Raw genomic sequence first — 12,764 nt, 5'->3', positions numbered from 1 at the left:
AATTTGATGCCTGGCAGTTCCCTACTCTCGCATGGGGAGGCCCCACACTACCATCGGCGCTACGGCGTTTCACTTCTGAGTTCGGCATGGGGTCAGGTGGGACCACCGCGCTAAAGCCGCCAGGCAAATTCTGTCTCCGCGCCGCCCGTAAGGCCGCGCAGAATATCCGGTACAGGCTGAAAATTGTGTCTCTCAAAAACGCCTCTGGCGTTGTAAGGTTAAGCCTCACGGGTCATTAGTACCGGTTAGCTCAACGCATCGCTGCGCTTACACACCCGGCCTATCAACGTCGTAGTCTTCAACGTCCCTTCAGGACCCTCAAGGAGTCAGGGAGAACTCATCTCGGGGCAAGTTTCGTGCTTAGATGCTTTCAGCACTTATCTTTTCCGCACTTAGCTACCGGGCAGTGCCATTGGCATGACAACCCGAACACCAGTGGTGCGTTCACTCCGGTCCTCTCGTACTAGGAGCAACCCCCCTCAATTCTCCAGCGCCCACGGCAGATAGGGACCGAACTGTCTCACGACGTTCTAAACCCAGCTCGCGTACCACTTTAAACGGCGAACAGCCGTACCCTTGGGACCTACTTCAGCCCCAGGATGTGATGAGCCGACATCGAGGTGCCAAACACCGCCGTCGATATGAACTCTTGGGCGGTATCAGCCTGTTATCCCCGGAGTACCTTTTATCCGTTGAGCGATGGCCCTTCCATTCAGAACCACCGGATCACTATGACCTGCTTTCGCACCTGCTCGAGCCGTCACTCTCGCAGTCAAGCCAGCTTATGCCATTGCACTAACCTCACGATGTCCGACCGTGATTAGCTGACCTTCGTGCTCCTCCGTTACTCTTTAGGAGGAGACCGCCCCAGTCAAACTACCCACCAGACACTGTCCGCAGCCCGGATAACGGGCCTACGTTAGAACATCAAACATTAAAGGGTGGTATTTCAAGGTTGGCTCCACGCAGACTGGCGTCCGCGCTTCAAAGCCTCCCACCTATCCTACACATCAAGGCTCAATGTTCAGTGTCAAGCTGTAGTAAAGGTTCACGGGGTCTTTCCGTCTTGCCGCGGGTACACTGCATCTTCACAGCGAGTTCAATTTCACTGAGTCTCGGGTGGAGACAGCCTGGCCATCATTACGCCATTCGTGCAGGTCGGAACTTACCCGACAAGGAATTTCGCTACCTTAGGACCGTTATAGTTACGGCCGCCGTTTACCGGGGCTTCGATCAAGAGCTTCTCCTTGCGGATAACCCCATCAATTAACCTTCCGGCACCGGGCAGGCGTCACACCGTATACGTCCACTTTCGTGTTTGCACAGTGCTGTGTTTTTAATAAACAGTTGCAGCCAGCTGGTATCTTCGACTGGCTTCGGCTCGGGGAGTAAATCCCTCCACCTACGCGCCAGCGTGCCTTCTCCCGAAGTTACGGCACCATTTTGCCTAGTTCCTTCACCCGAGTTCTCTCAAGCGCCTTGGTATTCTCTACCTGACCACCTGTGTCGGTTTGGGGTACGATTCTGTGTTACCTGATGCTTAGAGGCTTTTCCTGGAAGCTGGGCATTTATCACTTCAGCACCGTAGTGCCTCGTCGTCACGCCTCAGCGTTAATAAGGGACCGGATTTACCTGGACCCTCCGCCTACACGCTTAAACCGGGACAACCGTCGCCCGGCTGATATAGCCTTCTCCGTCCCCCCTTCGCAGTAACACCGAGTACAGGAATATTAACCTGTTTCCCATCGACTACGCCTTTCGGCCTCGCCTTAGGGGTCGACTCACCCTGCTCCGATTAACGTTGAACAGGAACCCTTGGTCTTCCGGCGAGCGGGCTTTTCACCCGCTTTATCGTTACTTATGTCAGCATTCGCACTTCTGATACCTCCAGCATGCCTCACAGCACACCTTCGACGGCTTACAGAACGCTCCCCTACCCAACAACACATAGTGTCGCTGCCGCAGCTTCGGTGCATGGTTTAGCCCCGTTACATCTTCCGCGCAGGCCGACTCGACCAGTGAGCTATTACGCTTTCTTTAAATGATGGCTGCTTCTAAGCCAACATCCTGGCTGTCTGTGCCTTCCCACATCGTTTCCCACTTAACCATGACTTTGGGACCTTAGCTGGCGGTCTGGGTTGTTTCCCTCTTCACGACGGACGTTAGCACCCGCCGTGTGTCTCCCGTGATAACATTCTCCGGTATTCGCAGTTTGCATCGGGTTGGTAAGCCGGGATGGCCCCCTAGCCGAAACAGTGCTCTACCCCCGGAGATGAGTTCACGAGGCGCTACCTAAATAGCTTTCGGGGAGAACCAGCTATCTCCCGGTTTGATTGGCCTTTCACCCCCAGCCACAGGTCATCCGCTAATTTTTCAACATTAGTCGGTTCGGTCCTCCAGTTAGTGTTACCCAACCTTCAACCTGCCCATGGCTAGATCACCGGGTTTCGGGTCTATACCCTGCAACTTAACGCCCAGTTAAGACTCGGTTTCCCTGCGGCTCCCCTATACGGTTAACCTTGCTACAGAATATAAGTCGCTGACCCATTATACAAAAGGTACGCAGTCACCCCCGTAAAGAGGGCTCCCACTGCTTGTACGTACACGGTTTCAGGTTCTGTTTCACTCCCCTCGCCGGGGTTCTTTTCGCCTTTCCCTCACGGTACTGGTTCACTATCGGTCAGTCAGGAGTATTTAGCCTTGGAGGATGGTCCCCCCATATTCAGACAGGATACCACGTGTCCCGCCTTACTCATCGAGCTCACAGCGCGTGTGCTTTTGTGTACGGGAGTATCACCCTGTACCCTGCGACTTTCCAGACGCTTCCACTAACACACATGCTGATTCAGGCTCTGGGCTGCTCCCCGTTCGCTCGCCGCTACTGGGGGAATCTCGGTTGATTTCTTTTCCTCGGGGTACTTAGATGTTTCAGTTCCCCCGGTTCGCCTTGCAGCACTATGTATTCATGCTGCAATGATGCACAGAGTGCACCGGGTTTCCCCATTCGGACATCGACGGCTGTAGCGGTTCATATCACCTTACCGTCGCTTTACGCAGATTAGCACGTCCTTCATCGCCTCTGACTGCCTGGGCATCCACCGTGTACGCTTAGTCGCTTAACCTCACAACCCACAGGCGTTTTGCAACGCTGCAGACTGCAAGCATTTGAGAGACTCGAACGTGCCGCATTTTTCATTCTTATTACGGAGAATGAAAGCGACACGTCGTTTCAATTTTCAGCTTGTTCCGGATTGTTAAAGAGCATAATACTTCGCAGCACACCGTTGCCGGTACGCTCTGAAGTATTCAGAAAAAACAGATAAACGGTATGGTGGAGCTAAGCGGGATCGAACCGCTGACCTCCTGCGTGCAAGGCAGGCGCTCTCCCAGCTGAGCTATAGCCCCATACAGTTACTGCAGAGACCGCTACTACCACTCAACCGAGTACACTTCGTAAGAAATGCAATTCGTGCTCAGGCAGGGCATGTTTCCGCGCAGCATAGTGAACTATGCGAGCCGGGAACATAACGCAGCGTGAGTGCGAATTTGGTAGGCCTGAGTGGACTTGAACCACCGACCTCACCCTTATCAGGGGTGCGCTCTAACCACCTGAGCTACAAGCCTGTAGAGGTTTTTTCTGCTCGTTACTTTTTATCAGACAATCTGTGTGGACACTGCGCGGGAAGGTATCTTCAGGTAAGGAGGTGATCCAACCGCAGGTTCCCCTACGGTTACCTTGTTACGACTTCACCCCAGTCATGAATCACAAAGTGGTAAGCGCCCTCCCGAAGGTTAAGCTACCTACTTCTTTTGCAACCCACTCCCATGGTGTGACGGGCGGTGTGTACAAGGCCCGGGAACGTATTCACCGTGGCATTCTGATCCACGATTACTAGCGATTCCGACTTCACGGAGTCGAGTTGCAGACTCCGATCCGGACTACGACGCACTTTGTGAGGTCCGCTTGCTCTCGCGAGGTCGCTTCTCTTTGTATGCGCCATTGTAGCACGTGTGTAGCCCTACTCGTAAGGGCCATGATGACTTGACGTCATCCCCACCTTCCTCCGGTTTATCACCGGCAGTCTCCTTTGAGTTCCCGACCGAATCGCTGGCAACAAAGGATAAGGGTTGCGCTCGTTGCGGGACTTAACCCAACATTTCACAACACGAGCTGACGACAGCCATGCAGCACCTGTCTCACGGTTCCCGAAGGCACTAAGGCATCTCTGCCGAATTCCGTGGATGTCAAGAGTAGGTAAGGTTCTTCGCGTTGCATCGAATTAAACCACATGCTCCACCGCTTGTGCGGGCCCCCGTCAATTCATTTGAGTTTTAACCTTGCGGCCGTACTCCCCAGGCGGTCGACTTAACGCGTTAGCTCCGGAAGCCACTCCTCAAGGGAACAACCTCCAAGTCGACATCGTTTACGGCGTGGACTACCAGGGTATCTAATCCTGTTTGCTCCCCACGCTTTCGCACCTGAGCGTCAGTCTTTGTCCAGGGGGCCGCCTTCGCCACCGGTATTCCTCCAGATCTCTACGCATTTCACCGCTACACCTGGAATTCTACCCCCCTCTACAAGACTCAAGCCTGCCAGTTTCAAATGCAGTTCCCAGGTTAAGCCCGGGGATTTCACATCTGACTTAACAGACCGCCTGCGTGCGCTTTACGCCCAGTAATTCCGATTAACGCTTGCACCCTCCGTATTACCGCGGCTGCTGGCACGGAGTTAGCCGGTGCTTCTTCTGCGGGTAACGTCAATCGGCGCGGTTATTAACCGCACCGCCTTCCTCCCCGCTGAAAGTACTTTACAACCCGAAGGCCTTCTTCATACACGCGGCATGGCTGCATCAGGCTTGCGCCCATTGTGCAATATTCCCCACTGCTGCCTCCCGTAGGAGTCTGGACCGTGTCTCAGTTCCAGTGTGGCTGGTCATCCTCTCAGACCAGCTAGGGATCGTCGCCTAGGTGGGCCATTACCCCGCCTACTAGCTAATCCCATCTGGGTTCATCCGATAGTGAGAGGCCCGAAGGTCCCCCTCTTTGGTCTTGCGACGTTATGCGGTATTAGCCACCGTTTCCAGTGGTTATCCCCCTCTATCGGGCAGATCCCCAGACATTACTCACCCGTCCGCCACTCGTCACCCGAGAGCAAGCTCTCTGTGCTACCGTCCGACTTGCATGTGTTAGGCCTGCCGCCAGCGTTCAATCTGAGCCATGATCAAACTCTTCAATTTAAGTTTGATTTGCTTAAACAAGTTAAGCGGTGCTCATCTGTAAAACGTCATAATGAATTTCATTATGTGTTCACTCGTGAGGCTTTGATATTTTTGTGCGTCCAAAGACGCTGATATCAATCCTGCGAGTGCCCACACAGATTGTCTGATAAATTGTTAAAGAGCAGTGCGAACAGTGCGTTAGCGTCCTGTCGCGAGGTGGCGTATATTACGCTTTCCTCCTGCAGAGTCAACCTCTATTTCAGAAGTTTTTCTCCGGCGGCGCAGTCTCCTGTGCCTCTTAACCCGTCATCCCGTTGCCGGTTTGCCGTGTCAGTGGAGGCGCATTATAGGGAACGGCTCAGATAGCGCAAGTGCAAATTGAGACTTTTTTGCTGTTCGTCTGAAATTTGCACAAAAGCGCCGTTTTAGCCCTGTTTAATGCGTGCTGGCAGCTCTGCCAGGCTATTAATCACCCAGTCTGCTGCAGCTTCGCCTTCGGCCGTGACGGGTTTACCACTACGCACCAGCACTTTGGTGCCAACGCCCGCAGCCTTTCCTGCCAGCATATCTTCCAGCTTGTCACCCACCATATAAGAAGCAGCCATATCAATATGCAGCTCTTCCTGTGCAGTCAGCAGCATGCCTGGCTGTGGCTTACGGCAATCACATTCCTGACGGAATTCTTCTACGTTTGCTTCAGGATGGTGAGGACAGAAATAAATGCCATCAAGATCGACGTCGCGATCGGCCAGCGACCAGTCCATCCACTCTGTCAGACGCATAAAGGTATCTTCGGTAAACATACCGCGCGCTATGCCAGATTGATTGGTCACGACCACCAGTGCATATCCCATTGCCTTCAGTTTTTGCAGCGCTTCAATTGTGCCGTCAATAAACTGGAAGTCATCAATCTCATGGACATAGCCACTATCGACATTAAGGGTGCCATCACGATCAAGAAAAATAGCGGGGACTTTATTCGCCACGTAGAAACTCCTGCTGTAAAAATTGCCGATCAGTATCGCATGATTGCTATAAAAGGGAGAATGTCAGATTGAATCACTTCCATTGATTTAGACGTCTGGATGCCTTAACATCCATCCAGCTTTTATAGCGACTAAAAGTGACGAGGCTTCCCACACCACGGACAACGCAACACGATAATTAATAACATAATGATTAAACTAGAAAATATTACTAAAGTGTTTCAGCAGGGCTCGCGGACTATTCCGGCATTAACGGATGTCAGTCTGCACGTGCCTGCCGGACAGATTTATGGCGTTATTGGCGCTTCCGGTGCCGGTAAAAGTACATTGATTCGTTGCGTGAATCTGCTGGAGCGGCCTACTTCGGGTCGCGTACTGGTTGACGGAGCCGATCTGACTGCACTTAATGAACGTCAGTTAACCCAGGCGCGCCGCCAGATTGGCATGATATTCCAGCACTTTAACCTGATGAACTCACGCACCGTTGCGGGCAACGTTTCTCTGCCACTGGAACTCGGTAATCTCTCCCGCGCCCAGATCAACGCTCGTGTCACTGAGCTGCTGGAACTGGTGGGATTGTCTGATAAGCATGATGCCTGGCCTGCAAATCTCTCAGGCGGTCAGAAGCAGCGTGTCGCGATTGCCCGTGCGCTGGCCAGTAATCCCAAGGTTCTGCTGTGTGATGAAGCCACCAGCGCACTGGATCCCGCTACAACCCGCTCTATTCTGGAGTTGCTGAAAGATATCAACCGCCGCCTTGGGCTGACGATTCTCCTGATCACTCATGAGATGGATGTGGTGAAACGCATCTGCGATCAGGTTGCGGTCATCAGTCACGGTGAGTTAATCGAGAAAGACAGCGTCAGTGAGGTGTTCTCACACCCTAAGACGCCTCTGGCGCAGCAGTTTATTCAGTCTACCCTGCATCTGGATATCCCGGATGATTACCAGCAGCGTCTTTCAGCCACTGCCACTGAAGGCACCGTGCCGCTGCTGCGGCTGGAATTCACCGGTAAATCGGTTGATGCGCCACTGCTTTCCGAAGCGGCCCGCCGTTACAACGTGAATAACAACATTATCAGTGCCCAGATGGATTACGCCGGTGGTGTGAAGTTCGGCATTATGCTGGCCGAAATGCATGGCGCAGAGAGCGATACGCGCGAGGCGATAGCCTGGCTGAAAGAGAATCATGTGAAAGTAGAGGTGTTAGGTTATGTCTGAAGCGATGATGTGGTTGCTGGGACGAGGCGTATGGGAAACGCTGATGATGACCTTCGTCTCTGGCTTTTTCGGTTTTGTACTAGGCCTGCCGGTCGGCGTTTTACTTTATGTCACCCGTCCGGGCCAGATTCTGCAGAATCAGGGGCTGTACCGCGTGCTCTCCGCGCTGGTGAATATCTTCCGCTCCATACCTTTCATTATCTTACTGGTCTGGATGATTCCTTTTACCCGCGTTATCGTCGGCACCTCCATTGGACTGCAGGCAGCTATCGTTCCGCTGACCGTCGGCGCTGCACCGTTTATTGCGCGTATGGTTGAAAACGCCTTGCTGGAACTGCCTACCGGCCTGATCGAAGCCTCGCGTGCCATGGGCGCAACGCCAATGCAGATCATCCGTAAGGTCCTGTTGCCGGAAGCGATGCCAGGCCTGGTGAATGCGGCAACCATTACCCTGATTACGCTGGTCGGTTACTCCGCCATGGGTGGCGCAGTGGGTGCCGGTGGTCTGGGTCAGATCGGTTATCAGTATGGTTATATCGGATACAACGCCACGGTGATGAATACGGTATTGGTGTTGTTAGTGGTTTTGGTGTATCTCATTCAATTCTGTGGCGACCGCATCGTGCGTGCAGTGTCCCATAAGTAAGCCAGCAATCTCACATTATTAAGAAGGAAAGGATATGTCTTTCAGATTCAAAAAAATTGCCGCTGTGGGTGCACTGATTGGCGCGATTGCGCTGGCAGGATGCGATCAAAAAGAGAAAGACGCTAACCACATCAAAGTGGGCGTCATTGTTGGTGCTGAGCAGCAGGTTGCTGAAGCCGCACAGAAAGTGGCTAAAGATAAGTATGGTCTGGATGTTGAGCTGGTCACATTTAACGACTACGTGCTGCCGAATGAAGCGCTGAGCAAAGGCGATATCGACGTCAATGCTTTCCAGCACAAACCGTATCTGGATCAGCAGATCAAAGATCGTGGTTACAAGCTGGTTTCCGTAGGTAACTCCTTCGTCTACCCGATTGCAGGCTATTCGAAGAAGATCAAGTCACTGGATGAGCTGCAGGATGGCGCGCAGGTTGCCATTCCGAATGACCCGACGAACCTGGGCCGTACACTGCTGCTGCTGCAGAAAGTGGGGCTGATTAAACTGAAAGATGGCGTGGGCTTGCTGCCAACCTCGCTGGATATCACTGAGAATCCTAAGCATCTGAAAATTGTTGAGCTGGAAGCGCCGCAGCTGCCACGCTCACTGGACGATCAGCAGATCGCGCTCGCGGTTATCAACACCACTTACGCCAGCCAGATTGGCCTGACACCAGCCAAAGATGGCATTTTCGTCGAAGATAAAGACTCACCTTACGTGAACCTGATTGTCGCGCGCGAAGATAATAAAGATGCGGAAAACGTGAAGAAATTCGTCAAGGCTTACCAGTCTGACGAAGTTTACGCAGAAGCTAACAAAGTCTTTAATGGCGGCGCGGTTAAAGGCTGGTAATTCAGCTGTTCATCTCTTTAAGGGCGGCGCTATGCCGCCCTTTCTGTTATTGGGTGCCCTGCCCGACTTGTTATTTATTCTTGTCCTTGTTTCAATAACGCCACTTTTTGAAACCTGAGGATGTTGCCATGCGTTTTTTACCGCTCTGCTTGTTAGCATTGATGCTGACAGGGTGTGTTCATGAGTATCACCCGATAAGCAGCGCACCGTCCCGGCCGCAGCAATCCAGCCAACCGACCCGCAAACCTGTGGTACGACCGGCGCCGGTTAAGCTCTATACCGATGCCGCCGATCTGGTCAGTAAACCGTTCCGCGATCTGGGTGAAGTCTCCGCTGAAGATTGCCAGATCAGTAATCAGAACTCCCCGGCCAACATCGCCACAGCACGAAAACGTCTGCAGATTAAAGCATCACAGATGAAAGCCAATGCGGTGCTGCTGCATCAGTGTGAAATCGTCACCGGCACGCCGGGCTGCTATCGTCAGGCCGTCTGCCAGGGTTCAGCGCTGAAAGTCAGCAATCAATGAGTGAATTCGCCTTTGCGCAAATTGGGGTAATCCGCTCACCGTGGAAGGAGAAGTTTGCCGTGCCGCGCCAGCCAGGGCTGGTGCAGGATGGCGGCGGCGAACTGCACCTGCAGCCACCTTACAATCAGCCGGAAGCGGTGCGTGGGCTGGAAGCGTTCAGCCATCTCTGGTTGCTGTTTGTCTTCCATCAGACGATGGCCGGCGGCTGGCGTCCTACGGTTCGCCCTCCCCGACTGGGCGGCAATGCGCGCATGGGTGTATTTGCGACACGTTCAACGTTCCGTCCCAATCCCATTGGCATGTCGCTGGTTGAGCTAAAAGGTATCAGGATTGAAAAACAGCAGGTGATCCTGCAGCTTGGCAGTCTGGATCTGGTCGATGGCACGCCGGTGGTCGATATCAAACCTTATCTGCCCTTTGCCGAAGCGCTGCCTCATGCACAGGCAGGTTTTGCTCAGGCGGCACCTGCCGCTGATATGCCGGTTCGCTTCTCCGCTTTGGCCCAGCAGCAGCTTCAGCAGCAGTCGCGCTACCCCAATCTGGCACGTTTTATCAGCGAAGTGCTGGCACAGGATCCTCGTCCCGCTTACCGACAGAGCGAAACGCAGGCGCGGGAATATGCGGCCTGGCTGATGGATTTTAATGTACGCTGGCGCATTGATGATGCCGGTACTGAAGTAATCGCGATCGACCCGCGTTAAAACCCGCTTTTGAGCCGGTGATCTCACTGGTACACTAGCCGCCAGCAAAATTCTGTCTGTGACTTTCCGATCAACTGGAACCGTAATCAATGCGTACTACTCAATATCTGCTCTCTACTCAGAAAGAGACGCCTTCCGACGCTGAAGTGATCAGCCACCAGCTGATGCTGCGCGCCGGTATGATCCGCAAACTGGCTTCTGGCTTGTACACCTGGTTACCGACCGGGGTTCGCGTGCTGAAGAAAGTCGAAAACATCGTGCGTGAAGAGATGAACAACGCGGGCGCGGTTGAGATTTTAATGCCGGTTGTGCAGCCCGCCGACCTGTGGCAGGAGAGCGGTCGCTGGGAGGAGTATGGCCCGGAACTGTTACGTATTGCCGATCGCCACGAACGTCCGTTCGTGCTGGGTCCGACGCATGAAGAGGTGGTCACTGACCTGATCCGCAATGAGCTGAGCTCTTATAAGCAACTGCCACTCAACCTCTATCAGATTCAGACCAAATTCCGTGATGAAGTCCGTCCGCGCTTTGGCGTGATGCGTTCACGCGAGTTCATCATGAAAGATGCTTACTCATTCCATACGTCGCAGGAATCGCTGCAGGAAACCTATGACGCGATGTACCGCGCTTATAGCCAGATTTTCAGCCGTATGGGCCTGGATTTCCGTGCCGTGCAGGCCGACACTGGCTCTATCGGCGGCAGCGCATCACATGAGTTCCAGGTACTGGCGCAGAGCGGTGAAGATGATGTGATCTTCTCTACCGATTCTGATTACGCCGCCAACATTGAGCTGGCCGAAGCCGTTGCCCCCGCGGGTGAACGTGCCGCGCCATCGCAGGAGATGCAGCTGGTTGAGACGCCAGACGCAAAAACCATCGTGGAGCTGGTTGAGCAATTCAGTGTGCCTGTTGAAAAAACAGTGAAAACGCTGATTGTTAAAGCTGCCGAAGAGAGCGGCCACGCGCTGGTTGCCCTGCTGGTACGCGGCGATCATCAGCTTAATGAGATCAAAGCGGAGAAGTCAGAGATCGTTGCGTCACCGCTGGTGTTCGCGACCGAAGAAGAGATTCGCGCCGCAGTGGGTGCCGGACCGGGTTCAATCGGCCCGGTTGGTCTGCAGATGCCGATCATTGCTGACCGTACCGTGGCGAAGATGAGCGACTTCAGCGCCGGTGCCAACGTCGATGGTAAACACTACTTCGGCATTAACTGGGAGCGCGATCTGCCGCTGGCCAGCGTTGCAGATATCCGTAACGTGGTCGAAGGCGATTTAAGCCCGGATGGCAAAGGTACGCTGCAGATCAAACGCGGCATCGAAGTGGGTCACATCTTCCAGCTCGGCACCAAGTATTCTGACGCGCTGAAAGCCTCCGTTCAGGGTGAAGATGGCCGTAATCAGGTGATGAGCATGGGCTGCTATGGCATCGGCATCACTCGCGTGGTTGCCGCAGCCATTGAGCAGAACCATGACGATCGCGGCATCATCTGGCCAGCCGCACTGGCACCGTTCGAAGTGGCAATTCTGCCGATGAATATGCAGAAATCGTTCCGCGTTAAAGAGCTGGCGGAAGAGCTGTATGCCACCCTGCGAGCCAGGGGCGTTGAGGTTATTCTGGATGACCGTAAAGAGCGTCCGGGCGTGATGTTCGCAGATATGGAACTGATCGGTGTGCCGCACACCATCGTCATCGGCGACCGCAATCTCGACAATCAGGAGATTGAATATAAATCACGTCGTGCCGGTGAGAAGCAGATGATTAAGCAGGATGAAATCGTTGATTTCCTGCTGAAGGCTCTGAATAAGTAAGTTCTTAGCGTTAGTCAAAGCGGGCTGAATCTGGCCGCAACTGATGAGTTCAACGTGAAAGGAACCGGGTCAGAAGAGGAAAGCGGCCATGGATGGCTTTAGCGACTTTCCGGTCTGACCCGGTTCCCTGAGAAAGCTCGGAATCTCTTCAAGGCTCGCCCCTGAAGTTATAAGTTCTCAAACGCCCCGCCTGCGGGGCGTTTTTTATTGCACCTTGCCCCGCATCGATTTAGTCGAACTGCGTCGCGCTTTTCCTTCCAGACGACGTTCTTTCGAGGCGCGGGTCGGGCGCGTGGCGCGCCGGGCTTTTTCGACGGTGCTCAGCTCCTGGATCAGATTGACCAGACGTTGCAGCGCCGCTTCACGATTCATCTCCTGACTACGATACTCCTGCGCCTTAATCACCACGACGCCATCACCGGTAATCAGATGATGGCTGGCGGTGAGCAGTCGCTCTTTATAAAACGCAGGCAGTGAAGAGGCCGCAATATCGAAACGCAGATGAATGGCGGTGCTGGCTTTGTTGACATGTTGTCCGCCTGCACCCTGGGCACGAATCGCCGTCAGCTCGATCTCACTCTCCGGAATCTCAACCGAACGGGATAGCATAATCATTAGCGCTCTCCCCATACCTTAATCACGTTGACCTCCGATAACCTGTTCATCAATTTAACCTTTTGTGCTCTGATTCAGTCCGCCTGAGACAGCGGAATCTGTCACTTTAGCAGTGATTCGCGCACTGATCCTGCTTTACACAGGCTGATTTCCTCCAAATGGCTATGATATAGTCGCCAGTTAACCAGAGT

8 protein-coding genes, 2 tRNA genes and 3 rRNA genes are annotated in these 12,764 nt (G+C 53.6%); 6 read left to right on the top strand and 7 right to left on the bottom strand.

Going from position 1 to position 12,764, the window contains the following annotated elements; translation table 11 throughout:
- Positions 1 to 8: 8 nt before the first annotated feature.
- The 6 genes from rrf to gmhB form a co-directional block, all read right to left on the bottom strand.
- A 5S ribosomal RNA gene (gene rrf, locus NIM72_RS15930) occupies positions 9 to 124 on the bottom strand.
- A 90-nt stretch (positions 125 to 214) separates the two neighbouring features.
- Positions 215 to 3,122 (bottom strand): 23S ribosomal RNA (locus tag NIM72_RS15925).
- 207 nt (positions 3,123 to 3,329) lie between these two features.
- Positions 3,330 to 3,405, bottom strand: a tRNA-Ala gene (locus NIM72_RS15920).
- Positions 3,406 to 3,547: 142 nt separating this feature from the next.
- Positions 3,548 to 3,624, bottom strand: a tRNA-Ile gene (locus NIM72_RS15915).
- A 73-nt stretch (positions 3,625 to 3,697) separates the two neighbouring features.
- Positions 3,698 to 5,237, bottom strand: a 16S ribosomal RNA gene (locus NIM72_RS15910).
- The 16S, 23S and 5S rRNA genes sit together here with 2 tRNA genes alongside, the layout of an rRNA operon.
- Before the next feature lie 407 nt (positions 5,238 to 5,644).
- Complete coding sequence (gene gmhB / locus NIM72_RS15905) at positions 5,645 to 6,205, bottom strand: D-glycero-beta-D-manno-heptose 1,7-bisphosphate 7-phosphatase (protein WP_222924503.1); 561 nt, start codon at positions 6,203 to 6,205, stop codon at positions 5,645 to 5,647.
- Between the two features lie 189 nt (positions 6,206 to 6,394).
- Here gmhB and metN point away from each other — a divergent pair, with 189 nt between their 5' ends.
- The 6 genes from metN to proS all read left to right on the top strand — a co-directional run bounded on the left by metN (position 6,395) and on the right by proS (position 11,958).
- Positions 6,395 to 7,426 carry a methionine ABC transporter ATP-binding protein MetN gene (gene metN / locus NIM72_RS15900; protein WP_150010669.1) on the top strand — a complete coding sequence of 344 codons (1,032 nt, stop codon included), beginning with the start codon at positions 6,395 to 6,397 and terminating at the stop codon, positions 7,424 to 7,426.
- On the top strand, positions 7,419 to 8,072 hold the full coding sequence (locus tag NIM72_RS15895) for a methionine ABC transporter permease MetI (RefSeq protein WP_031375299.1): 654 nt from the start codon (positions 7,419 to 7,421) through the stop codon (positions 8,070 to 8,072). The genes metN and NIM72_RS15895 overlap by 8 nt, the downstream gene beginning before the upstream one ends.
- 34 nt (positions 8,073 to 8,106) lie before the next feature.
- Positions 8,107 to 8,922: a MetQ/NlpA family lipoprotein gene (locus NIM72_RS15890; RefSeq protein ID WP_161735512.1), complete on the top strand. Its 816-nt coding sequence runs from the start codon at positions 8,107 to 8,109 to the stop codon at positions 8,920 to 8,922.
- Positions 8,923 to 9,050: 128 nt separating this feature from the next.
- Positions 9,051 to 9,449, top strand: a complete 399-nt coding sequence (rcsF, locus tag NIM72_RS15885) for an Rcs stress response system protein RcsF (RefSeq protein WP_013356860.1) — start codon at positions 9,051 to 9,053, stop codon at positions 9,447 to 9,449.
- Complete coding sequence (tsaA, locus tag NIM72_RS15880) at positions 9,446 to 10,150, top strand: tRNA (N6-threonylcarbamoyladenosine(37)-N6)-methyltransferase TrmO (RefSeq protein ID WP_161735510.1); 705 nt, start codon at positions 9,446 to 9,448, stop codon at positions 10,148 to 10,150. Before rcsF ends, tsaA begins: the two co-directional genes overlap by 4 nt.
- 89 nt (positions 10,151 to 10,239) lie before the next feature.
- The gene (gene proS, locus NIM72_RS15875; protein ID WP_253421130.1) at positions 10,240 to 11,958 is read left to right on the top strand and encodes a proline--tRNA ligase; all 1,719 of its coding nucleotides are present in this window, start codon (positions 10,240 to 10,242) and stop codon (positions 11,956 to 11,958) included.
- A gap of 204 nt (positions 11,959 to 12,162) precedes the next feature.
- Here proS and arfB read toward each other — a convergent pair whose 3' ends face one another.
- Complete coding sequence (gene arfB / locus NIM72_RS15870; RefSeq protein ID WP_003852622.1) at positions 12,163 to 12,573, bottom strand: alternative ribosome rescue aminoacyl-tRNA hydrolase ArfB; 411 nt, start codon at positions 12,571 to 12,573, stop codon at positions 12,163 to 12,165.
- Positions 12,574 to 12,764: the final 191 nt, after the last annotated feature.

It is taken from the genome of Pantoea sp. B550, from assembly GCF_024158165.1.
GTDB lineage: Bacteria > Pseudomonadota > Gammaproteobacteria > Enterobacterales > Enterobacteriaceae > Pantoea > Pantoea alfalfae.
Note: the sequence above shows the minus strand (reverse complement) of the source record. Positions and strands in the feature narration are given on the sequence as shown.